Raw genomic sequence first — 20,719 nt, 5'->3', positions numbered from 1 at the left:
ATCAGCTTCCGAGCGCGATGCGCAGCACGGCCAGTACGCCCGCAAGCGCGGCGAGTACGGCGATGAACTTGATGAGCACCAGCGAGGCCACTTCGAGCCAGCGGGTGTGGACGTAGTCTTCGATCACCACCTGCATGCCGAGCACGGCATGGCGGAACATAGTGGCGATGAGCGCGATGAGCAGCACGGCGTTCCAGGGCTGCGCGAGCGTGGCGCGCGCCGTGGCGTAGTCCGTATGGGTCAGCCGCAGCATCGTGGCGACAAACCAGACGGTGAGGAACACGAGGGCGAGCGCCGTGATGCGCTGAAGCATCCAGTGGCTGACGCCTTCCTTCGCCGAACCCAGGCCGCGTGCGCGGGCCAGCGGATTGCGCAGATCCTTGCTCATGCATGACCTCCAGCGAGCACGTAGGCCCAGACGGCGACGGTGAGCACGATCGCGACGATGATCGATGCCCAGCTCGAACGCACGAAGGATTGGATCGCGTAGCCCTTGCCCGTGTCCTGCACCAGGTGGCGAATGCCGTTGGCGAGGTGATAGAAGAAGGCGAGGGTCCAGCCCACCAGGACGATCATGCCCAAGGGACTGCCGGCACAATCGGTGAAGGTCGCGAAGGCCTCCGGACCGGCGGCGAGGGCGGCGAGACCCCAGACGAGGAGAAGGCTACCGACGGCGAGAATGATGCCGGTGGCACGGTGCAGGATGGAGGTCACCATCTGCACTTGCCACTTGTAGACCTGGATATGCGGAGAGAGCGGTCGTCCCGTTTGTGCCATGGCGGCTATCCTGGATTGGAATCGCTGGTGCCCGACAGTCTCCCCTCGCCTTCCGGTGTTCAGAAGTCGATGCAGCGTCCGTTCTTTTCCCAATCGCCGTAACGCGTGGGGTCCAATGGCGCTTTCTCGACCCCTGGTTCGCCATTCGTGGGGACGATTGGCGGGACGAGCGGTTTCGCCGGAGCGGAATCGTTCGTGTCCTGGGGTTCGGAGGGATTGTCGGACATGGTTATAAAGCCCTAAAAGCGTAATACCTGTGCCACGGCAGCACAACCTTGACGAAAGCCGCCAGCCTTGGTTTGGCCTTGGCCCGGCCGCATATCTTACGCTTCCGCCACGCCCTGCGCTCCCCACATGTCGAGCAAAACCACTCGCACGATCACCCTTTCCGGCGCCGACGCCATCGCCTTTACCCACGCCCAGCTCAGCAGCGACGTGCTCGCCCTCGCGACCGGGCACTGGCAGTGGAGCGCCTGGCTCGATCCCAAGGGTCGGGTACGCGTGTTCCTGCAGATCGCCCGCCTGGCTGATGACAGGCTCGTGCTCGTGCCACGCGGCGGCGATGCCGACGCGATCGCCGCCGACCTCAAGCGCTTCGTGTTCCGCTCGAAAGTCGAAGTGAGCGTGTCCGACACGCTTCATGTTGCCGACGGCGATGGTGTCACCGATGGCGAAGCCAGCGAAGCGAACGGTGTGCTGACGTTGGGCGAAGGTGATGCGTCGCTTCGCATCGGCGCGCATGCGGACGACGATGCATGGATCGCGCGACACATCGCGAAAGGCTTTCCGTGGTTGCCCGACGCTGCGCTGAATGTGTTGCTTCCGCCCGCACTGTCGATGGAACGACTCGGCGCTGTTGCCTTTGCGAAAGGATGTTTCCCCGGACAAGAGATTGCCGCGCGCTTGCATTTTCTCGGTGGACACAAGCGTCACCTTCGTATCGCGCGCAGTGACGACGCGTGGAGAGAAGGTGAAACCCTACGCATCGACGGCAGAGATATCGGCATCGTATTGATGCACGAGCCATCGCCTGATACGCCTACAACGCTTGTCGTACTCGACGATGCTTTCGTTCAGGCGGAGACTCTTGATTCACACGGAAAGCGGCTTCATGTTCTTTCGACATTCGCCGAGTGATTGTGCGTTCGCAGCGAAACGATTGTGCATTTGCCGCAAGAAAATGTTCTCGCATGTGTGTGAGTCAAAGCTGAACCAAGAGGCCCGCGCACTTGCGAATTTCGTGACGCGCCACTAGGCTCCGCCGATCGAATTTGGTGGCCGTGCTGTATCTGCATGGTTACACCCGCGACGATCCGTCGACGATGACGGTTCTGGCGCGACCCGGCCCCCGCCGGAGATCAACGTAACGCGCATCCCCGAATCTGCGCGTCGCAAACCGATGGAGCCGCAACGATGCCGCTCCCCTTCGGTGTACCCGATACCGAGCGACTCCGGACAGTCGCTCAGTAAGTCACAGTGTGTGACGCCCGCTTCATCCGTGTCCTTTTGTTTATCGGATGTCGTCGGTTGGTCCAGGTAGTAACGGCCTGCCCGCCCGTCTACCGCTCATACGTCCCCCATGGCTCTTCCAAGGCCGCAAGTGACGGAAAAGCTCGTTGGAGGCAGATACACATGAAACTTTCCGCTTTGCTCTGGATGGCGTCCGTCCTCCCGAGCCACCTCGCCGACCAGACGTGCCTGGCGACGACGGTTTATCTCGAAGCACGTAGCGAACCCACCATAGGCCAGTACGCCGTGGCGGAAGTCGCCCTCCGACGCCGCGATCGCGGCATGGGCGGCAACAACGTCTGCGAAGTCGTCAAGGCGCCGCGACAGTTTGCGATCACCACTACCCCGAAGGATTTTGAGGTCAACGATCTGGTGGCATGGACGAAGGCGTGGAAGATCGCCGGCGACTCCATCAACAACTGGAGCCTACCGAAGAGCGAACGCCTGGTTTACGTGCCGCAGGCAGATCATTTCGCCACTGTTGCCGTCGCGCCGAGCTGGTCCAGCAGCCGCGTCGTTCGCAAGATTGGCGACCACGCGTTCTACGCCGTCAACTGACGCGCGCTACAACTTGCGGGGAAAAGAGATCCGAGCGGGCAGCTTGGGATCTCCGGGAAAAAGGGGCCCTCAGACGAGGGTCTTTTTTTTGCCCGAAATTCCTGCATGAACCGGGCACCAAAAACAAAACCCGCCTCACGGCGGGTTTTGTTTTGGACGTCCATACGTCTAAACGATCAACGACGGTAGACGTGATCTCCGCGCACCTCGACATAGTCGCCGCGACGAAGCTGCGGGTCTTCGCGCTGGGTAACGGTCGCCCAGCGCCCGTCATCGAGACGGATGCGGACGCGGAACGCTACGTCTTCGGAACCGTTGCGCTTGCCCACCTGGTTGCCGACGAGACCACCCACCACGGCACCGCCAACGGTGGCGGCCGAGCGACCGTCGCCCTTGCCGATCGTATTGCCGAGCACGCCGCCGGCGACCGCGCCGATCACGGCGCCGAGGGGCGAGGAATCCCTTTCCGTGTAGATCTGCTCGACGTCGTCGACGACGCCGCACTGCTCACACCCACGTGGTGCGCCGGAATAGACGACGCGATCCTCGCGATAGACGCGGCGCGGCTGTTCGTAGCACGCGGTCAACGACAGCGTAGCGACGGCGGCGGCGACGAGCCCCGATTTACGGACGATGCTATGCATGGCTTGCGCCCTCTCCAATGGTGGGGATCAACGAGCGTCGGATACGACCGACACGCCTTCCTGCACCTCGACGCGGTCACCCGGGTCGTGGTCCATGCGGATCGAACGGGTCACGCCCTTGTATTCGTAGCGCACGTCGTAGGCGACGATCTTGTCGCCACCGCCGCCTTGCACGGTGGTGCACTTGCGCACGGTGCTGCTCACGGTGTTCGTTTCCTGGCGCCGCTCCTGGATCTCGTGGCCGGCGTAACCGCCACCGACCGCACCCGCCACCGTGGCGAGCGTACGACCCTTGCCACCGCCGATCTGGTTACCGAGCAGACCGCCGGCCACCGCGCCGATGGCGGTACCCGCGATCTGGTGCTCGTCCTTGACCGGCGCCCGGCGCGTGACGACTTCGTCATGGCATTCCTGGCGCGGCGCGCTGGCGGCCTCACGGACCGGCTCCACGCTCACGACGCGCGCATAGATCGGACCCGCGGGTTCCGAGGCCTGGGCGGACGCCCCGGGGCCATTGGCGCTCGCGTCGGCGTTCGCGTCACGGTTGCAGGCGGAAAGGCCCAGCACCAGCGCCATGCCCAAACCAGCGTTCAGGACAGTGATCTTCAACCTGCTCATACCCTAATCTCCAGATGTAATTCAGCGACTCGATGGCGCCAGGGCCCCATCACCCGGTAGTCGCCGCGAGCACATTTGACAGTCGTTAAACTGAACCACGCCTTAGACTGTCGCTTACATTCATCCGGGCATCACACCGACATGTTGGACCTTGTAGACAGCCACGCGCACTTGGACGATCGCGCCTTCGACGGCGACCGGGAGGCGATGTTTTCCCGCGCGACCGAGGCGGGGATCAGGCGCTGGATCGTGCCGGCCATCGCGCGGGACAACTGGTCCAAGGTCGAACGCCTGAGCAAGACCCGTGCTGGGGTCCATCCCGCGTACGGCCTGCATCCGCTCTTCCTGGCACAGCATGCGGATACGCATCTCGACGAGCTACCGGACTGGCTACAGGATCATGGTGCGGTCGCCGTGGGTGAGATCGGTCTGGACTTCTACGTTCCCGATCTCGACCCCGAGCGCCAGCGAGAACTCTTCGTGCGCCAGTTGCACATCGCTCGCGATCACCAGCTCCCCGTGATCGTGCACGCGCGGCGCGCCTTTGAGGAAACCATCCATACGCTGCGCCGCGTCGGTGGCCTGCGCGGCGTAGTCCACAGTTTCTCCGGCAGCGAGGAACAGGCACGGCAATTGTTCGACCTGGGCTTTCATATCGGTATTGGCGGCCCGGTGACCTACGACCGCGCACATCGTATCCATCGCCTGGTATCGACCATGCCATTGGAGTGGCTGCTGCTGGAAACGGACGCCCCGGACCAACCCTGCGCACAGCACCGGGGCCAACGCAACGAACCCGCGTTCATGCGCGACGTGCTCGACACTGTGGCCTCGCTGCGCGACATGTCCATCGGCGACGTGGCGGCCGCAACGACAGCGAATGCCGTCGCCCTCTTCGGTCTCGGCCACCCCACCGCCTAGGTAACCCGGGTTGCACGCGTCAGGGAACCCTTGCTAGCCTAATAGTTCACCAGCGAACTATTAGCCAGCGAAATGTCCTCTCTCAAACCGTGCGTCGATGCCCTCTACGAAGGCGTCGGGCGGGTAACCAAGCGCATCCCTGCCATGCCGAAGTCGGAAGTGTGCCTCGTGCGCCTGCTGATGCTGACGGCCGGGGCGCTGCTGCGTGCCTTCGAGAGCAAGCTCAAGCCGCATGGCCTGAACGACAGCGACTTCCGCACGTTGATGATGCTCTACAGCAGCGAGGACGGCAGCGCCACGCCGGGCGAACTGTGCGTGCTTGCGGAGCAGAAGCCCACGAACATGACGCGCATCGCGAACGTGCTCGCCAAACGCGGCCTCATTTCCCGCTCGCACGCCACGCACGATCGCCGCCAGGTGCTGATGACGATTACGCCGGAGGGCCGCCGCTTCGTCACCAAGCTGCTGCCCCCCATGTTTCCACCGCTGGTGGATTCCTTTGCCTGCTTCAGCCCCGCCGAGCGAAAGACCTTCGAGCGCCTGCTGAAGAAGCTCGCCCTGCACATCGACCCCGCGGTCGACACGGACGCCTCTCCATGATCCCTACCCCGCTCCGCCCAGCGCTTCTGGCATGTGCGATGGCCATCAGCCTCGCAGGCTGCCATGTGCCTGCGAAGATCGACCGCCCGGCGCTGCGCGACGACGCGCCCCTCGCCGGTATCGATGCCGGCTCCCGCGCCGGCTGGCCCGCCGCGGAATGGTGGCGCGCCTACGGCGACCCGCAGCTCGACGCCCTCATGGCGCTGGCACTGCGCGGTGCGCCTGATCTCGCCCAGGCGCGTACGCGGGTGGAGTCCGCCGAGCAGAACATCCGCGTCGCCGCCGCACAGGCCGGCCTGCGGGTGGACGGCAGCGCGCAGGTCGAGCGTCAGCGCATGAGCGAACACGGGCTCATCCCGTCGCAGTTCCTCGGCTTCACCTGGTACAACCAGGCCGATCTCGGCATCCAGGTGCGCTACGACTTCGACTGGTGGGGCAAGAAGCGCTACACCATCGAGTCGGCCATCGACAGCGCCCGCGCTGCGGAGGCGGAGCGTTCGGCCGCCTCGCTCAACATCCAGGCCATGGTCGCCGACACCTATTTCGGCTGGCTTGCCGATCAAGCGCGTGCGCAACTTGCCGATCGTCTCATCGCAGCGCGTGAGCGCGCCCTGCGCATCGCCGAGTTGCGCGTAAAGCAGGGCGTGGATCTGCCGGATACCGTGCAGCAAGCGCGTGCCGATCTCGCGGGCGCGCGTCAGCAGCAGGTCGCGTTGCGCGGTTCCGCCGAGATCCGCCGTGCGTCGCTTGCCACGCTGGTGGGCGTGTCGCCCGCCGAGCTGCCGACGCTCACGCCGCGGCCGTTGCCCGATGTCACGCCAGGACTGCCCACCGACGCGGGTACCGACCTGATGGCACGCCGACCCGACATCGCCGCCAGCCGCTGGCAGGTCGAAGCGGCCTTACGGCAGACCGATGCAGCGCGCGCGCAGTTCTTCCCCGACGTGAGCCTCAGCGCCATGGCCGGTCTTTCCAGCATCGACATGGACAAGGTGTTCTCCACCGACAGCCGCGTGTTCTCACTGGCACCCGCGATCCATCTGCCGATCTTCGAAGGTGGCGCGCTGGAAGCGAACCATGGCGTGAGCCGCGCACAGCTTTCCGCCGCGGTCGCCCAGTACAACGCCACGGTGGCATCCGCTGCGCGCGATGTCGCCACGCAGGCGCTCGGGGCCAAACAGCTCGCCGATCGTCGCGCGCAGCAGACCGTGCAAGTCGACTCTGTGCAGACCATGCTCGCCGCGGCCCGCGCCCGTGCCGCGCGCGGCGTCCGCGACGATCGCGAGTCACTGGCCACCGAAGCCGCGCTCATCCAGCAACAGGACATGGACGCCGAGCTGCATGGCCAGGCCCTGTCCACCGACGTTTCCCTCATCAAGGCGCTCGGCGGCGGTTACCGCGCCGAGCCCGTCGCATCCTCATCCACGCCTCGCACGAACGGAGCCACGAGCCCATGAGCGCCACCCCCAACGATACGCCGCGCGCCCAGGACGACAGCGGCAATGCGCCCAAGGATCCACGCAAGCGCAAGCGCGCCCTGCTGATTGCGCTGCTGGTCTTCGTGGTCGCCGCGGCCGCGTGGTTCCTGCTCTGGCTGTTCGTTTTCTCCACACGGGAAACCACGGACGACGCGTATGTCGGTGGCAATCAGGTCGGCATTTCCGCGCAAGTGCCCGGCATCGTTGTCGGCGTCTATGCAGACGATACGCAGCGTGTGACCGCCGGCCAGGTGCTCGTGCGGCTCGATCCCACCGATGCCGACGTCGCCCTGCGCAAGGCAAGCAGCGCGCTTGCCCAGGCAGTGCGCCAGGTCCGCCAGCAGACCCAGTCTGCCGCCAGTGCGGATGCTGGGCTCATTGCGCGTCGCCAGGATCTCAAGCGCGCCCAGGACGACCTGAAGCGCCGCCTGCCATTGCTCGCCGAGAAGGCCGTGGCGCCCGAGGAAGTGCAGCATGCGCGCGATGCGGTCACCAGCGCGCAGTCCGCGTTGGATGCAGCGCAACGCCAGGCCGACGCGGCCCGTGCGCTCGTCGATGGCAGCGATGTCGAAACGAATCCGGCCGTGGAGCAGGCGCGCGCGAACTTCCGTCAGGCATGGGTCGCCTCGCAGCGCAATGCGATCGTCGCGCCCATCGACGGCTACGTTGCACAGCGCGGCGTGCAGGTCGGCAACAGCGTGCAACCCGGCCAACAACTCATGACCGTGGTGCCACTGCATGACCTCTGGGTCGATGCCAACTTCAAGGAAAGCCAGCTTCGCCACGTGCGCATCGGGCAGCCCGCGAAGATCGAGGCAGACATCTACGGTGGCGGCGTCGAATACCACGGCAAGGTGGCGGGTCTCGGCGCAGGCACCGGCAGCGCGTTTTCGCTGCTGCCTGCGCAGAACGCGACCGGCAACTGGATCAAGGTGGTCCAGCGCGTGCCGGTGCGCATCGCGCTCGATCCCAACGACCTCGACAAGCATCCCCTGCGCATCGGCCTGTCGACCGCCGTGACCGTCGACATCACCGACGACAAGGGCGACGTGCTGGCCCGCCAGCCGTCCACCGTGCCGGTGGCGCAGACCCGCGTCTATGACGACGTGGCCGCCAAGGCCGACGCGGCAGCCGACGTCATCGTGCGCGCCAACCTCGGAGCCGGCGTGCCTTGAGCGACGACGACGCCCTTTCCGACGCTCCTGCCGAGAGCGGCCCCAAACCGCTGAGCGGCGGGCCCCTGGTCCTGCTGACGATCGCTGTCGCGTTCTCCACCTTCATGGAGATCCTCGACATGACCATCGTCAACGTCGCGGTACCGCACATCGCCGGCAGTTTGGGCGTGAGCTCGAGCGAGGGCACCTGGGCGATCAGCTCTTACGCGCTGGCGAGCGCGATCATGCAGCCGCTCACGGGGTGGCTGGCGAAGCGTTTCGGCGAGGTCCGCACCTTCTGCGTGTCGGTCGGCCTGTTCGTCGCGTTCTCGATGCTGTGCGGACTCGCCACCAACATGCCCATGCTGGTGATCTTCCGCCTGATGCAAGGCGCCGGTTCCGGTCCGATGGTGGCGTTGTCGCTCTCGCTGCTGCTGGCGAGCTATCCCAAGACCAAGCAAGGCATTGCATTGGCGATGTGGGCGATGACGGTCGTGGTCGCGCCGATCTTCGGTCCCATCCTAGGCGGCTATCTCACGGACAATTTCTCGTGGCCGTGGATCTTCTACATCAACGTGCCAGTGGGTGCCGCCGCCGGCATCGTGACCTGGGCCATCCTGCGTCGCCGCGAGACGAAGATCTCCCGTGCGCCGATCGACAGCGTGGGTCTCGTGTTGCTGGTGCTCGGCGTCGGCAGCCTGCAGTTCATGCTCGACAACGGTAACGACCACGACTGGTTCGCCTCGCCGATGATTCTCACCCTCGGCCTCATCGCCCTGGTCGCGCTCGTGTTCCTGGTGATCTGGGAACTCACCGCGAAATATCCGGTGGTGGATCTGTCACTGTTCGGACGGCGCAATTTCGCCGTCGGCGTTACCGCGTTGTCGCTGGGTATGCTGGCCTTCTTCGGCATCAACGTGGTCTTCCCACTGTGGCTGCAGACCACGCTGGGCTATACGGCGACGTGGGCGGGGCTCGCTACCGCGCCGGTCGGCATCCTCGCCTTCCTCGTGTCGCCCTTCATCGGTGCGAATATCCAACGGCTCGAATTGCGCGCGGTGGTGACATTCGCTTTCATCGTCTTCGCGTTCACGTCGTTCTGGTTCGCCGGATTCAACAGCGGTGCGTCGTATGCAGCGCTGGTGCTGCCACGTTTCATCATGGGCATCGCCATCGCCTGCTTCTTCATCCCGCTCAACCAGATCTTCCTGTCGGGGCTCAATCCCGACCAGATCGCCGGTGCCTCGGGCCTCGCCAACTTCTGCCGCACCCTGGCGTCGAGCGTTTCCACGGCCATTACCGTCACCCTGTGGCAGCACCGCACCGATTCGCACCACGCCTCGCTGACGGAATACGTGACGCAGGCATCGCCATCGACCACGGCCTTCACACAGAAACTCACCTCGATGGGCATCCCCGGCAAGCCAGGCCTTGCCGTGGTGGATCAGTTGGTCACGCGCGAAGCGGCGACTCTGGCGGTGAACGACGTCTTCTGGGGCTGCGCGCTGCTGTTCCTGGCGCTGATTCCGATCCTTTGGCTGGCGAAGCCTCCCTTCGGCAACGCGGGCGGTGCGGCGGCGCATTAAATCCGGGGCTGACCTAAATCGATCCAAAGCCGATATGTGAAATGGAAAACGATTACAGCCATGGACGGCAACTGGTGCGGCGCAATACCTCGTGGTAGCTTTCGCCGCATGGCACAAACCCTACGCATCATTAAGAAGTATCCGAACCGTCGTCTGTATGACACGGAGATTTCGAGCTACATCACGCTGGAGGAAGTCCGCCAGCTGGTCCTCGACGGGGAAACTTTCGAGGTCCGCGACGCCAAGTCCGGCGAGGACCTGACCCGTTCCGTGCTGCTGCAGATCATCGCGGAGCACGAGGAACACGGCCAGCCGATGCTCTCGCCCCAGCTGCTGTCCCACATCATTCGCTTCTACGGCGATTCGTTGCAGGGCTTCATGGGCCCGTATCTGGAACGCAGCCTGCAGGTCTTCCTCGACCAGCAGCAGCAATTCCGCAACCAGTTGAACAGCCTGATGGGTCAGACCCCCTGGTCCATGCTCAATGAGATGACCGAGCGCAACCTCGACGTGTGGAAGTCGATGCAGCGCGGTTTTCTCGATGCCGCCACGGCCAAGCCGGCCGAACCGGTCCGGCCTGCCCCGCGCACGGGCAAGAAGGCCGGCTGAGGTATCGCTGCCCGGGGCTTGCCCCCGGCGGCGCTGCGGCGCACGATGCGCTGCCCCGCAATATCCTGCCTTCCGGATGAGTGATCCGATGCCTCGCAATGACATCGCCGTGGTCGGCGCCGGACTGGTCGGCGCCCTGATTGCCACCTTGCTCATCCAGCGCGGTTTCCGCGTCACCGTCTATGAAAAGCGCCCCGATCCGCGACGAGCGGGATTCCACGGCGGCCGCTCGATCAACCTCGCCCTCGCCGAACGCGGCCTGCACGCCTTGCGCGCCACGGGTCTCGCCGACCGCGTGCTCGAACAGGCGGTGATGATGCGCGGGCGGATGGTGCACGATCCGGCCGGCCACAGCGGTCTGCAGCGCTACGGCGTGGACGACTCCGAGGTGATCTGGTCGGTGTCGCGCGGCGGCCTCAATACGTTGATGCTCGACGCCGCCGAAGCAGCGGGCGCCACGGTCCATTTCGATCACAGCCTCATTGGCGCGGACTTCGACAAGCGCACGCTGACGCTGCGCGATGCCCATGGCGAGGAGCGCCGCGTGGAGGCGCCCGTGGTCATCGGCGCCGACGGCGCAGGTTCCGCCTTGCGCGCGGCGATGCATCTGTACTCGCCACTGGGCGAACGCGTGGAGGAACTTGGCCACGGCTACAAGGAACTCGAGATCCCACCGGGGTCCGATCCGTCCGCGCCGTTCGCCATCGAACGCCATGCGCTGCACATCTGGCCGCGCGGTCACTACATGTGCATCGCACTACCCAATCGCGAAGGCAGCTTCACCGTCACGCTGTTCCTGCCGAACGACGGCGAGCATCCGAGCTTCCGCAGTATTGCCGGGGCCGGCGCAGCCGAAGCGTTCTTCCGGACCGAATTCCCGGACGCCCTGGCGCTGATGCCGGATTTCGCCGCCGATTGGGCGGCCCATCCGGTCGGAATGCTCGGTACGCTCTATCTCGATCGCTGGCACATTGATGGTCGCGCGCTGCTGATCGGCGACGCCGCGCATGCGATGGTGCCTTTCCACGGCCAGGGCATGAACTGCGGGTTCGAAGATGCCGCGGAGCTCGCCGAACTGTTCGCGGCGCAGCCCGACGACAGCACCGCGGTGTTCGCCGAGTTCGAGGCACGACGCAAGCCCAACGCCGATGCCATCGCACAGATGGCGCTGGAAAACTACGTGGAAATGCGCGACTCGGTGGCCGATCCGCATTACCTGCGCAAGCGCGAACTGGGCGCGCTGCTGGCGGAGCGTTCGCCCACGCATTACCTGCCCCGCTACCGCATGGTCACCTTCACCCACCTCCCCTACGCATACGCGCTGGAACGCGGCAGAGCGCAGGACATGCTGGTGGAACAGTTGTTGAAGGGGCACACCTCGGTCGCCAGCGTGGATCTCGACGCCGCCGTACGCACGCTCGAAGCGACATTGCCGCCCTTGCCGAAGCCGCTGTAGCGGCGAGGCTGTGGGAGCCGCTAGATTGTGGGTGCCGCTATAGCGGCGAGAAGCCAACGGAGCGATGAAGCAAAAGCCCCATCGCCCAGCTCCTGCACCAGCAGACCTCAAGGCAAGCTTCCCTCGCCGCCATGGCGGCTCCTACAAGGCGGCATGCGTGGACAACCGGCGCCAGCCCCGCAACAATCGCCGGATGCCTTCCGCCGACCCGTCCGCCATCATCCTCGAAGCTCGCGCCCTGTGCTTCCTGCGCGAGGACGAGCCGGTGTTCGGCCCACTCGACTTTGCCTTGCGCGCGGGTGAGATCGCCCTCGTCGAAGGCGACAACGGCAGCGGCAAGACCACCCTCATGCGCGTACTCACCGGCATGCTTCGCCCGGGCGAAGGCGAGGTGCGGCTGGACGGCGCTACCTTTTCACTGGACACGATGGCCGGTGCCGTCGTTTTTCTCGGCCATCAGTTGGGCCTGAAACTCGACCTCTCCCCACGCGAGAACCTGCGGGTCAGCAGCGGCCTCTATAGCCAGCGCGAAGGCGCGGATGCCGACCTCGCGCTGGCCGAGGTCGGCCTTTCCGGCTTCGAGGACGAACCGGTCCGGCGGCTTTCGGCAGGGCAGAAGAAGCGCGCCGCACTGGCGCGGCTGCTCATCGTGCCCGCGCGCGTATGGCTGCTCGACGAGCCGTATGCCAACCTCGACCGCGAAGGCATCGCACTGGTGAACCGCCTGCTGGAAGGGCATGCCCAACGGGGCGGCGCCGCCCTGGTCACCAGCCACGGCGCGGTGCGCTTTGCCGGTGGCGAGCCGCGACGGATACGGCTGCACGCATGACGCCCGGAAGCACGCCCGCCGCTTGCGCCGCACTGCTGCGACGCGACCTCGTCCTCGCCTGGCGCCGCCGCGGCGACATCGCCATGCCGGTGCTCTACGCGCTCATCGTCGCCACTTTGTTCCCTTTCGCGCTCGGACCGGAACCGGCACTGCTCGCGCGCATTGCCGGCGGCGTGGTGTTCGTGACCGTGCTGCTCGCCGTGCTGCTGTCACTGGATCACCTGTTCCGTGGGGACATCGAGGACGGCTCGATGGAGCAGTTGATGCTCGCACCGCAGCCGCTGGCGCTGCTGGTAGGCATGAAGGTGCTCGCGCACTGGATCACCTCCGCGCTGCCGCTGATCGTGGTGGCTCCGCTGCTCGCAGGCATGCTGAAACTGCCCGGCACGGCGATGCCCGTGCTGATCCTGGCCCTGCTCATCGCCACGCCCCTGCTCAGCCTGCTCGGCGCGGTACTGGTCGCGCTGACGGCGGGATCGAGGCGCTCTGGTATGCTTCTCGCGCTCATGTTGCTGCCGTTGTGCGTACCGGTCGTGATCTTCGCCGCCGGGGCCGTGGCCGCTGCGCAGGAAGGGCTGCCATGGGCCGCGCCGATCGCCTGGCTCGGAGCCGGGCTCGTCATGGCTCTGGTTCTCGCGCCGCTGGCTTGCGCGGCTGCGCTACGCATCGCCATGGACTCATGAACACGCAACCGCGCGCCCCAAGCAGGGGACTCACGGTGCTTGAACGAATCGCGACGAGGATCGATGGCTAACTGGGTTCCGCTCTGGCTTCACCGCCTCGGCTCGCCGCCGGTGTTCTACCGTTTCGCCGGGGCCGTGCAGCCCTGGGCGCTTGGTTTTGCCCTCGTTCTTGGTTTGGTCGCGCTGTACGGCGGCCTGTTCGTCGCCCCCGCGGATTATCAGCAGGGCGATGCGTACCGGATCATCTTCATCCACGTGCCCAGCGCATGGATGAGCCTGTTCGTGTATGCGGCGATGAGCGTCGCGGCTTTCGTGGCGCTGGTCTGGCGCATCAAGATCGCCGAAGTCGTCGCCATGGAATCGGCACCGATCGGTGCCGCATTCACCTTCATCACCCTTGTTACCGGTTCGCTGTGGGGCAAGCCGATGTGGGGCACCTGGTGGACCTGGGACGCGCGGCTCACCTCCGAACTGGTGCTGCTGTTCATCTATCTTGGCGTGATCGGGCTGCATCACTCGTTCGAAGACCGCCGCCAAGGCGCGCGCGCAGCGTCGTTCCTTGTGCTGGTCGGCGCGGTGAACGTGCCGATCGTGCATTTCTCGGTCAACTGGTGGAACACCCTGCACCAAGGTTCCACCGTGCGCCTGCTCGGCCCTTCGCACATCGAGGCGAGCATGCTCTGGCCATTGCTGACCATGATGGCCGCCACCAAGCTGTATTACATCGCCAGCCTGTTCGCGCGCGTGCGCGCCGAGCTGGTCGCCGCCGAAGGCGGCAAGGCCTGGGTGCGCGAACTGCTCGGCCTTCCGGGGCGCGGCACGCCATGAGCCAGTCACTCTCGATGGGTGCGTACGGGTTCTATGTCTGGTCCGCCGTCGCCGTTTTCTTCATCGTCCTCTTGATCGACACGCTGGCCCCGTTGGCCCGGCGCCGCCGTAATCTGCGCGCCTTGCGCGCACGCATCGCGCGCCAGGAAAACCGTCGCCGGCCGGGAACCCCGCCCCAAAATGAATCCGACGCGTAAACGCCGCCTCGCCATCGTGATCTCCGTGCTCGTCGCCGCTGTCGTGGCGGTGGGCCTCGTCGTGTTCGCGCTGCAGAGGAACATGAATTACCTCTTCACCCCGAGCCAGGTGCAGGCAGGCCAGGCCACGCAGTATCCGACGTTCCGGCTCGGCGGCATGGTCAAGGCAGGCTCGATCCAGCGTGCCGGCGACTCGCTCAAGGTGAGCTTCATCGTCGTGGACGATGCGGGCGCCATGCCCGTGGAATACACCGGCATCCTTCCGGACCTGTTCCGCGACAACCAGTCTGTGATCGCCACCGGCCGCATGGACAGCGGGCGCTTCATCGCCAGCGAGGTGCTCGCCAAGCACGACGAGAACTACATGCCGAAGGAACTCAAGGACGCCATGGCCAAGGCACACGAGAACCGCAAGATCGACGACAAGGCCATGGACGACAAGGCCATGAAGGACCGCACGCCATGATCCCCGAGCTGGGCCAGTTCGCGCTCGTCCTCGCGCTGTTGCTTGCCCTGGCGCAGGGCGTGCTGCCGATCGTCGGCGCATGGCGGAGCAACAGCGCGCTGATGGCGGTGGCGCGGCCGGCTGCTGCAGGTCAGGGCGTGTTCGTGTTCGCCGCGATGGCGGTGCTCATCTATGCCTTCCTGAGCTACGACTTCTCGGTCGCGTATGTGGCCGACAACTCGAACCTGGCACTGCCCTGGTACTACCGCGTCACCGCGGTATGGGGCGCGCACGAGGGCTCGATGCTGCTGTGGGTATTCATTCTCAACGTCTGGTCGCTGGCGCTGGCCGCCTTCAGCCGTCACCTGCCCGATGCCTTCGTGGCGCGCGTGCTCGGCGTGCTGGGCCTCATCGGTGTCGGCTTCCTCGCCTTCATCCTGTTCACGTCCAATCCTTTCGTGCGCGAGCTGCCGATGCCGGCCGACGGCGGCGATCTGAATCCGGTGCTGCAGGATCCGGGCATGACCTTCCACCCGCCCGTGCTGTACATGGGCTACGTGGGCTTCTCGGTCGCCTTTGCGTTCTCGATCGCCGCGTTACTCGGCGGTGGCATGGAGCAGGCCTGGGTGCGCTGGGCACGTCCGTGGACGAACGTGGCGTGGGCGTTCCTCACCCTCGGCATCGTTGCCGGTAGCTGGTGGGCCTATGCGGAACTCGGCTGGGGCGGCTGGTGGTTCTGGGATCCGGTGGAAAACGCGTCGTTCATGCCGTGGCTGGTGGGCGTGGCGTTGATCCACGCGCAAGCGGTCACCGAGAAACGCGGATCGCTTCCGGCGTGGACCGTGCTGCTGTCGTTGTTCGCCTTCTCGCTTTCCCTGCTCGGCACCTTCCTCGTGCGCTCGGGCGTGCTGACCTCGGTGCATGCGTTTGCCTCCGATCCACGTCGCGGCCTGTACATCCTCGGCTTCCTGGTTGTGGTCATCGGCGGCTCGTTGCTGCTCTACGCCATCCGCGCACCCAAGGTCGCCACGGGCAAGCCGTTCGCCGCGTTGTCGCGCGAGACCGGCATCATGATCGCCAATCTGCTGTTCACCACGGCCGCCGCGATGGTGCTGCTGGGTACGCTGTTCCCGCTGATCGGCGATGCGTTGAACCTGGGTCGCGTATCTGTCGGCCCGCCCTACTTCGGTTTTCTCTTCGTGCTGCTGATGGCGCCGGCCGTGCTGTTGCTGCCGTTCGGTCCGTACCTGCGCTGGGGACGTGCCGAAGGTCGCCAGCTCACCGCAATGGCGCTGCGCGCAAGCGTGGCCGCCGTCGTCTGCGCCATGGCCGCCGCGTTCTTCGCCCAGGGGCATCTGCGCGCGATTGCCGGCGTAGCCGGTGCGGTCTGGGTCGGCGCGGGCACGCTCGCCTACGTGGTGAAGCGCTGGCGCGAGATGCCCCGCGGGCGTCGTTATCCCGCGGAAATGGCCGGCATGCTGCTCGCACATGCAGGCGTGGCGATCTTCCTCATCGGCGTGATGCTGTCCGAATCGTTGAGCGTCGAACGCGACGTCCGCATGGCCCCGGGACAGACTGAAACCATCGGCGGCTACGCGTTCCGCTTCGATGGCGTCGAAGAAACCGAAGGCCCGAACTGGCGTGCAGACGAAGGCATCGTCACCATCCTGCGCGACGGCAACACCATCGGCACCATGCATCCGCAGAAGCGCACCTATTCGCGCGGGCAGGTGCAGACGGAATCCGCCATCGATGCCGGCCTGTTCCGCGATATCTACGTGGCGCTCGGCGAGCCGATGGACGCGAACGATGTGCGCGGCGCCTGGGCGCTGCGGCTGTATCACAAGCCGTTCGTGCGCTGGATCTGGCTCGGCGGCCTGTTCATGATGGCCGGCGGTTTCCTCGCCGCTTGCGAGCGCCGGTTCCGCGCAAAGAAGACCGCTGCGGAGGCACGCCCGGCCGTTGTCGAGGCAACGCCGAAGGAGTCGCTGGCATGAGCCGCCTCCTGCCCCTCGTCGCGTTTCTCGCACTGGTCGGCCTGTTCGGCTTCGGCATCTGGTGGAACACGCAGCACGATCAACACGAGATCGTCTCGCCATTGATCGACAAGCCGGCGCCTGCGTTCTCCTTGCCCGTCCTGGGCGAACCATCGCGCACGGTCGACAAGGCATCGCTACTGGGTAAGCCGTATCTCCTCAACGTGTTCGCCAGCTGGTGCATCGAGTGCGTGCATGAGCACCCGATCCTGATGACCGAGGTGAAGCAGCTCGGCCTTCCGCTCGTGGGCTTCAATTACAAGGACGAGCCGCAGGCAGCGACCGCATGGCTGGCCGAGCACGGCAATCCGTTCGACGTGATCGTGGCCGATCGCGACGGCCGTGCCGGCATCGACTTCGGTGTGTACGCCGCGCCGGAAACGTTCCTGATCGACGCGAAGGGTGTCATTCGCTACAAGCGCATCGGCCCCATCACGCCTGACGTGGTGCAGAACGAGATCCGCCCTGCCCTCGCCGCGCTGGCGAAGGAAACGCCATGACGCGCCGCGTTCTGCTCTGGCTGGCGCTGTGCCTATTGCCAGCGCTTGCGGCGGCCCAGGCCATCCAGCCGTTGCCGTTCCGTGATCGTGCCGAGGAAGTGCGCTTCCAGAGGCTCAGCGCCGAGTTGCGCTGCCCGATGTGCCAGAACGAAACCTTGGCCGACTCGAACGCACCGATCGCGCACGACCTGCGCCGGCAGGTGTTCGAGATGATCCAGGCGGGCAAGAGCGACGACGAGATCAAAGCGTATCTCGTGGATCGCTATTCGCAGTTCGTGCTCTACAAGCCGCCGGTGGAACCGTCGACCTGGCTGCTATGGTTCGGCCCCGCCGTACTGCTCGCCGCGGGCGCGCTGGTCGTGGCCGTGCAAGTGCGCCGCCGCGCTCGCCAGGCTCCCGCCGCTCCGCCGGCCAACGACACCGAGGACGACTGGTGACTGTCGCGTTCTATCTCGTCGCGGGGGCGATGCTCGTCCTCGCGCTCGCCCTGCTGCTCGTTCCCCTCGTGCGCCAAGGGCGCCGCGCCGGACGTCCTCGGGGCGTCTTCGTGCTTGTGGTCTGCATCGCCGTGCTTGTCCCGCTGAGTAGCGCGGGGCTCTACGTACTGGTGGGCACGCCGTCCACGCTCGGCGGCGTCGAGCCGGCCAAGGACATGACCGTCGGCGAAGCCATCGACACGCTGCGCGCGCGGTTGAAGGAACACCCGGACGATGCCCAAGGCTGGGTGCTGCTCGGCCAGACCTACGCGATGCTCAAGCAATCCGCCGATGCACGGGCAGCCTACGACAGCGCGCTCAAGGCCGATCCGAAGAACGTAGCCGCCATGGTCGGCTGGGCCGAGGCGGACTCCCTGGTGCGCGAGGATCACCGCATCCAAGGTCGCGCCTTCGATCTGCTCAACCAGGCGATCGCCATCGAACCGCAGAGCCAGCGTGCGCTATGGCTGCTCGGCATCGCGCAGTTCCAGCAGGAACGTTATGCCGACGCTGCGGCGACCTGGCGCACGCTGCAACCGCTGCTCGATCCGGATTCCAACGTGGCACGCGCCGTGGCGCAGCAGATCGTCCTCGCCGAAAAGCGCGCGAACGGCGGCACGGACGAGCCGGCCCGTGGCACCATCGACGGCGGTCGCTGAGGAGCACGACATGGGCGATGCACGCCAATACCACCTGCTGTCCTCGCCGTTTCGCATGAAACGCGGCGGCGAACTGCATGGCGCACGCGTGGCCTACGAGACCTGGGGCACGCTGTCGCCGAACCGGGACAACGCCATCCTGATCCTCACCGGCCTCTCGCCGAGCGCGCATGCTGCCGCGAACGAGCAAGACCCGACGCCCGGCTGGTGGAACGAGATGATCGGCCCCGGCAAGGCGTTCGACACCGATCGCTTCCACGTCATCTGCGTGAACTCGCTCGGCAGCGACAAGGGCTCCACCTGCGCGGCATCGATCGATCCGGCCACCGGCGAGCCGTACCGCCTCACTTTCCCCGCACTCTCGCTGGAAGATGTCGCCAACGCGGCGCACGAAGCCGTGCGAGGCATGGGCATCGAACAACTGGCGTGCCTCGTCGGCTGCTCCATGGGCGGCATGAGCGCGCTGGCGTACATGCTGCTGCACCCGGGTGCGGCACGCACCCACATCAGTGTGGACACGGCACCGCAGGCCCAACCATTCGCCATCGCGATCCGCTCCCTGCAACGCGAAGCGATCCGCCTGGATCCGCACTGGAACGAGGGCCGCTACAGCGACGACCAGTGGCCCGAACACGGCATGAGCATCGCGCGCAAGCTCGGCGTCATTACCTATCGCTCGGCGATGGAATGGAACGGCCGCTTCGCACGCATCCGCCTGGACCCCGAACAACGCGACGACAACGCACCCTTCGGCTTCGAATTCCAGGTGGAGTCGTACCTCGAAGGGCATGCCCGGCGCTTCAATCGCCAGTTCGATCCCAACAGCTACCTGTACCTCTCCCGCGCCAGCGACTGGTTCGACGTGGCCGAGTACGGCGAGGGCGACGTGATGCGCGGTCTTGCCAGCATCCACATCGAACGAGCCCTGGTCATCGGCGTGAGTACCGACATCCTCTTTCCCCTGGAACAGCAGGAAACGATCGCCAAGGGACTGGAGGCCGCAGGCGCCCAGGTGGACTTCGTGGCGCTGGATTCGCCCCAGGGCCACGACGCCTTCCTGGTCGATATAGAGAACTATAGCCGGGCGATCGGCGGCTTCCTTGCGACGATCTGACCCGGTGGCGGGCCCAAGGCCCCCGGCCCCGGTTTGGTATGATCGGGCCTTCCGGCGTTCCCCGCGCCAGCGCATCCAGAGGTTCCACCCATGATCACGGTCGACTTCCCGGGCAGCCGCAAGCTCATCGAGGCCATCGACGCCTCGGTCTCCCAGCCGAGCACGCCGGCCATTACCGACACGCTGCGCAACGCGCTGTGCCGGCTCATCCGGTCCCAGGAAGTGAAGCTGCCGGAGTGCGTGTTCGAAGCCGCCGCCGACCACTACGCCCGCCGCGAGCTGTATCGCAGCGAGGAACACGGGTACAGCGTCGTCGCCATGACCTGGGGCCCGGGCCAGGGCACCCTGATCCATGATCACAGCGGCATGTGGTGCGTCGAAGGGGTCTGGAACGGCGCGCTCGAAATCGTCCAGTACGAGCTGCTCGGCCACGAGGCCCAGCGCTACCACTTCCGCCCCGTCGGCTCCATCCAGGCCGGCCCCGGCTCCGCCGGCAGCCTGATCCCGCCGCACGAGTACCACACCATCCGCAACCCCAGCGACGACGCGGTCGCGGTGAGTCTGCACATCTATTCCGGCCGCATGACCCAGTGCGCCGTGTTCAAGCCGGAAGGCGACGACTGGTACCAGCGCACCGAACGCCAACTAGGCCTCGACCGGGTCCACTGAATCCCGCATAATGGCGACCCCATGCCGAAATGGCGGAACCGGTAGACGCGGCAGACTCAAAATCTGTTTGTAGAAATACAGTGTGGGTTCGAGTCCCACTTTCGGCACCAAGGACGAAATCGGGAAGGCTCATAGCCTTTACCGAGTTTGAGAAACCCGCCCAAAGTGGCGGGTTTTTCTTGCCTGAAGGTTCTGCCATGGCTCACGGGCATCCCGCTGCCCGCCACATCTCACTGCGTGTGAGTAACTTGGTGCGCGGCGTGAGCTGTGCTCACCTCGCGCACCAGAGTCACTAAAGTGCTCATGGGAACCAAACTCCTAGCACTTAAGCGAAAGGTATGAGATCGCCGCGACCATCGCCTCTCTATTCTGA

Annotated in this window: 24 protein-coding genes and 1 tRNA gene; 21 read left to right on the top strand and 4 right to left on the bottom strand. The window is 65.6% G+C overall.

Translation table 11 applies throughout. The features are described from left to right. Nucleotide 1: 1 nt before the first annotated feature. Nucleotides 2-388: a succinate dehydrogenase, hydrophobic membrane anchor protein gene (gene sdhD, locus BT115_RS01265; RefSeq protein ID WP_072320746.1), complete on the bottom strand. Its 387-nt coding sequence runs from the start codon at nt 386-388 to the stop codon at nt 2-4. Continuing rightward, nucleotides 385-777, bottom strand: coding sequence for a succinate dehydrogenase, cytochrome b556 subunit (gene sdhC, locus BT115_RS01260; protein ID WP_072320745.1), 393 nt, complete (start codon nt 775-777; stop codon nt 385-387). The genes sdhD and sdhC overlap by 4 nt, the downstream gene beginning before the upstream one ends. A 354-nt stretch (nt 778-1,131) precedes the next feature. Between sdhC and BT115_RS01250 the strand changes: the two genes are divergently transcribed. Both BT115_RS01250 and BT115_RS01245 read left to right on the top strand, forming a co-directional pair. Continuing rightward, nucleotides 1,132-1,914 (top strand): CAF17-like 4Fe-4S cluster assembly/insertion protein YgfZ, encoded by a 783-nt coding sequence (locus tag BT115_RS01250; protein ID WP_072320743.1) that lies wholly within the window; start codon nt 1,132-1,134, stop codon nt 1,912-1,914. Nucleotides 1,915-2,409: 495 nt separating this feature from the next. Beyond that, nucleotides 2,410-2,844 carry a cell wall hydrolase gene (locus tag BT115_RS01245; RefSeq protein WP_072320742.1) on the top strand — a complete coding sequence of 145 codons (435 nt, stop codon included), beginning with the start codon at nt 2,410-2,412 and terminating at the stop codon, nt 2,842-2,844. A gap of 176 nt (nt 2,845-3,020) precedes the next feature. On the opposite strand, the gene BT115_RS19010 is transcribed toward BT115_RS01245, so the two are convergent. Together BT115_RS19010 and BT115_RS01235 are read right to left on the bottom strand one after the other, a co-directional pair. Continuing rightward, complete coding sequence (locus tag BT115_RS19010; protein ID WP_072320741.1) at nt 3,021-3,488, bottom strand: glycine zipper 2TM domain-containing protein; 468 nt, start codon at nt 3,486-3,488, stop codon at nt 3,021-3,023. Between the two features lie 27 nt (nt 3,489-3,515). Then, complete coding sequence (locus tag BT115_RS01235; RefSeq protein WP_072320740.1) at nt 3,516-4,106, bottom strand: glycine zipper 2TM domain-containing protein; 591 nt, start codon at nt 4,104-4,106, stop codon at nt 3,516-3,518. Nucleotides 4,107-4,247: 141 nt separating this feature from the next. Here BT115_RS01235 and BT115_RS01230 point away from each other — a divergent pair, with 141 nt between their 5' ends. From BT115_RS01230 to BT115_RS01140, 19 genes are all read left to right on the top strand, one after another. Beyond that, nucleotides 4,248-5,027 carry a TatD family hydrolase gene (locus BT115_RS01230; protein ID WP_072320739.1) on the top strand — a complete coding sequence of 260 codons (780 nt, stop codon included), beginning with the start codon at nt 4,248-4,250 and terminating at the stop codon, nt 5,025-5,027. A gap of 72 nt (nt 5,028-5,099) precedes the next feature. After that, nucleotides 5,100-5,627, top strand: a complete 528-nt coding sequence (locus BT115_RS01225; RefSeq protein WP_072320738.1) for a MarR family winged helix-turn-helix transcriptional regulator — start codon at nt 5,100-5,102, stop codon at nt 5,625-5,627. 38 nt (nt 5,628-5,665) lie between these two features. Next, nucleotides 5,666-7,084, top strand: coding sequence for an efflux transporter outer membrane subunit (locus BT115_RS01220; protein ID WP_072320737.1), 1,419 nt, complete (start codon nt 5,666-5,668; stop codon nt 7,082-7,084). Then, nucleotides 7,081-8,280: an HlyD family secretion protein gene (locus BT115_RS01215; protein ID WP_072320736.1), complete on the top strand. Its 1,200-nt coding sequence runs from the start codon at nt 7,081-7,083 to the stop codon at nt 8,278-8,280. Before BT115_RS01220 ends, BT115_RS01215 begins: the two co-directional genes overlap by 4 nt. After that, a complete protein-coding gene (locus tag BT115_RS01210) occupies nt 8,277-9,845 on the top strand; it encodes a DHA2 family efflux MFS transporter permease subunit (protein ID WP_072320735.1) in 1,569 nt (522 codons plus the stop codon). The genes BT115_RS01215 and BT115_RS01210 overlap by 4 nt, the downstream gene beginning before the upstream one ends. A gap of 108 nt (nt 9,846-9,953) precedes the next feature. Beyond that, entirely contained in the window at nt 9,954-10,454 is a 501-nt protein-coding gene (phaR, locus tag BT115_RS01205) for a polyhydroxyalkanoate synthesis repressor PhaR (RefSeq protein ID WP_072322177.1), read from the top strand. 88 nt (nt 10,455-10,542) lie between these two features. Continuing rightward, on the top strand, nt 10,543-11,910 hold the full coding sequence (locus tag BT115_RS01200) for an FAD-dependent oxidoreductase (RefSeq protein WP_083527225.1): 1,368 nt from the start codon (nt 10,543-10,545) through the stop codon (nt 11,908-11,910). Between the two features lie 193 nt (nt 11,911-12,103). Beyond that, the gene (gene ccmA, locus BT115_RS01195; RefSeq protein WP_072322175.1) at nt 12,104-12,739 is read left to right on the top strand and encodes a cytochrome c biogenesis heme-transporting ATPase CcmA; all 636 of its coding nucleotides are present in this window, start codon (nt 12,104-12,106) and stop codon (nt 12,737-12,739) included. Further along, nucleotides 12,736-13,422, top strand: a complete 687-nt coding sequence (gene ccmB / locus BT115_RS01190; RefSeq protein ID WP_072320733.1) for a heme exporter protein CcmB — start codon at nt 12,736-12,738, stop codon at nt 13,420-13,422. The genes ccmA and ccmB overlap by 4 nt, the downstream gene beginning before the upstream one ends. A 63-nt stretch (nt 13,423-13,485) precedes the next feature. Beyond that, nucleotides 13,486-14,250, top strand: coding sequence for a heme ABC transporter permease (locus BT115_RS01185; RefSeq protein ID WP_072320732.1), 765 nt, complete (start codon nt 13,486-13,488; stop codon nt 14,248-14,250). Further along, on the top strand, nt 14,247-14,447 hold the full coding sequence (ccmD, locus tag BT115_RS01180; protein ID WP_072320731.1) for a heme exporter protein CcmD: 201 nt from the start codon (nt 14,247-14,249) through the stop codon (nt 14,445-14,447). Before BT115_RS01185 ends, ccmD begins: the two co-directional genes overlap by 4 nt. After that, nucleotides 14,431-14,913, top strand: a complete 483-nt coding sequence (ccmE, locus tag BT115_RS01175; RefSeq protein WP_072320730.1) for a cytochrome c maturation protein CcmE — start codon at nt 14,431-14,433, stop codon at nt 14,911-14,913. Before ccmD ends, ccmE begins: the two co-directional genes overlap by 17 nt. Continuing rightward, complete coding sequence (locus BT115_RS01170; protein ID WP_072320729.1) at nt 14,910-16,889, top strand: heme lyase CcmF/NrfE family subunit; 1,980 nt, start codon at nt 14,910-14,912, stop codon at nt 16,887-16,889. The genes ccmE and BT115_RS01170 overlap by 4 nt, the downstream gene beginning before the upstream one ends. Beyond that, on the top strand, nt 16,886-17,428 hold the full coding sequence (locus BT115_RS01165) for a DsbE family thiol:disulfide interchange protein (protein WP_072320728.1): 543 nt from the start codon (nt 16,886-16,888) through the stop codon (nt 17,426-17,428). The genes BT115_RS01170 and BT115_RS01165 overlap by 4 nt, the downstream gene beginning before the upstream one ends. Beyond that, the gene (locus tag BT115_RS01160; protein ID WP_083527224.1) at nt 17,425-17,865 is read left to right on the top strand and encodes a cytochrome c-type biogenesis protein; all 441 of its coding nucleotides are present in this window, start codon (nt 17,425-17,427) and stop codon (nt 17,863-17,865) included. Before BT115_RS01165 ends, BT115_RS01160 begins: the two co-directional genes overlap by 4 nt. Beyond that, a complete protein-coding gene (locus tag BT115_RS01155; RefSeq protein ID WP_072320727.1) occupies nt 17,862-18,563 on the top strand; it encodes a tetratricopeptide repeat protein in 702 nt (233 codons plus the stop codon). The genes BT115_RS01160 and BT115_RS01155 overlap by 4 nt, the downstream gene beginning before the upstream one ends. Before the next feature lie 10 nt (nt 18,564-18,573). Next, nucleotides 18,574-19,677 (top strand): homoserine O-acetyltransferase MetX, encoded by a 1,104-nt coding sequence (locus BT115_RS01150; protein WP_072320726.1) that lies wholly within the window; start codon nt 18,574-18,576, stop codon nt 19,675-19,677. A 90-nt stretch (nt 19,678-19,767) separates the two neighbouring features. Beyond that, nucleotides 19,768-20,346: a cysteine dioxygenase family protein gene (locus BT115_RS01145; RefSeq protein WP_072320725.1), complete on the top strand. Its 579-nt coding sequence runs from the start codon at nt 19,768-19,770 to the stop codon at nt 20,344-20,346. Nucleotides 20,347-20,369: 23 nt separating this feature from the next. Then, nucleotides 20,370-20,456 (top strand) — tRNA-Leu (locus tag BT115_RS01140). The last annotated feature ends 263 nt before the right edge of the window (nt 20,457-20,719 follow it).

It is taken from the genome of Luteibacter sp. UNCMF366Tsu5.1 (assembly GCF_900119235.1).
GTDB lineage: Bacteria > Pseudomonadota > Gammaproteobacteria > Xanthomonadales > Rhodanobacteraceae > Luteibacter > Luteibacter flocculans.
The sequence above is the reverse complement of the archived record's forward strand: the minus strand, read 5'-3'. Positions and strand labels throughout refer to the sequence as shown.

Excerpts from the sequence above, each read along its gene's own strand:
- BT115_RS01165 (WP_072320728.1), top strand. The coding sequence starts at position 16,886 with ATGAGCCGCCTCCTGCCCCTCGTCGCGTTTCTCGCACTGGTCGGCCTG.
- BT115_RS01145 (WP_072320725.1), top strand. The coding sequence starts at position 19,768 with ATGATCACGGTCGACTTCCCGGGCAGCCGCAAGCTCATCGAGGCCATC.
- ccmE (WP_072320730.1), top strand. The coding sequence starts at position 14,431 with ATGAATCCGACGCGTAAACGCCGCCTCGCCATCGTGATCTCCGTGCTC.
- BT115_RS01220 (WP_072320737.1), top strand. The coding sequence starts at position 5,666 with ATGGCCATCAGCCTCGCAGGCTGCCATGTGCCTGCGAAGATCGACCGC.
- BT115_RS01200 (WP_083527225.1), top strand. The coding sequence starts at position 10,543 with ATGCCTCGCAATGACATCGCCGTGGTCGGCGCCGGACTGGTCGGCGCC.
- sdhC (WP_072320745.1), bottom strand. The coding sequence starts at position 777 with ATGGCACAAACGGGACGACCGCTCTCTCCGCATATCCAGGTCTACAAG.
- ccmA (WP_072322175.1), top strand. The coding sequence starts at position 12,104 with ATGCCTTCCGCCGACCCGTCCGCCATCATCCTCGAAGCTCGCGCCCTG.
- phaR (WP_072322177.1), top strand. The coding sequence starts at position 9,954 with ATGGCACAAACCCTACGCATCATTAAGAAGTATCCGAACCGTCGTCTG.
- BT115_RS01160 (WP_083527224.1), top strand. The coding sequence starts at position 17,425 with ATGACGCGCCGCGTTCTGCTCTGGCTGGCGCTGTGCCTATTGCCAGCG.
- ccmB (WP_072320733.1), top strand. The coding sequence starts at position 12,736 with ATGACGCCCGGAAGCACGCCCGCCGCTTGCGCCGCACTGCTGCGACGC.
- BT115_RS01230 (WP_072320739.1), top strand. The coding sequence starts at position 4,248 with ATGTTGGACCTTGTAGACAGCCACGCGCACTTGGACGATCGCGCCTTC.
- BT115_RS19010 (WP_072320741.1), bottom strand. The coding sequence starts at position 3,488 with ATGCATAGCATCGTCCGTAAATCGGGGCTCGTCGCCGCCGCCGTCGCT.
- sdhD (WP_072320746.1), bottom strand. The coding sequence starts at position 388 with ATGAGCAAGGATCTGCGCAATCCGCTGGCCCGCGCACGCGGCCTGGGT.
- BT115_RS01185 (WP_072320732.1), top strand. The coding sequence starts at position 13,486 with ATGGCTAACTGGGTTCCGCTCTGGCTTCACCGCCTCGGCTCGCCGCCG.
- BT115_RS01150 (WP_072320726.1), top strand. The coding sequence starts at position 18,574 with ATGGGCGATGCACGCCAATACCACCTGCTGTCCTCGCCGTTTCGCATG.
- BT115_RS01235 (WP_072320740.1), bottom strand. The coding sequence starts at position 4,106 with ATGAGCAGGTTGAAGATCACTGTCCTGAACGCTGGTTTGGGCATGGCG.
- BT115_RS01215 (WP_072320736.1), top strand. The coding sequence starts at position 7,081 with ATGAGCGCCACCCCCAACGATACGCCGCGCGCCCAGGACGACAGCGGC.
- BT115_RS01245 (WP_072320742.1), top strand. The coding sequence starts at position 2,410 with ATGAAACTTTCCGCTTTGCTCTGGATGGCGTCCGTCCTCCCGAGCCAC.
- BT115_RS01170 (WP_072320729.1), top strand. The coding sequence starts at position 14,910 with ATGATCCCCGAGCTGGGCCAGTTCGCGCTCGTCCTCGCGCTGTTGCTT.
- BT115_RS01225 (WP_072320738.1), top strand. The coding sequence starts at position 5,100 with ATGTCCTCTCTCAAACCGTGCGTCGATGCCCTCTACGAAGGCGTCGGG.
- ccmD (WP_072320731.1), top strand. The coding sequence starts at position 14,247 with ATGAGCCAGTCACTCTCGATGGGTGCGTACGGGTTCTATGTCTGGTCC.
- BT115_RS01250 (WP_072320743.1), top strand. The coding sequence starts at position 1,132 with ATGTCGAGCAAAACCACTCGCACGATCACCCTTTCCGGCGCCGACGCC.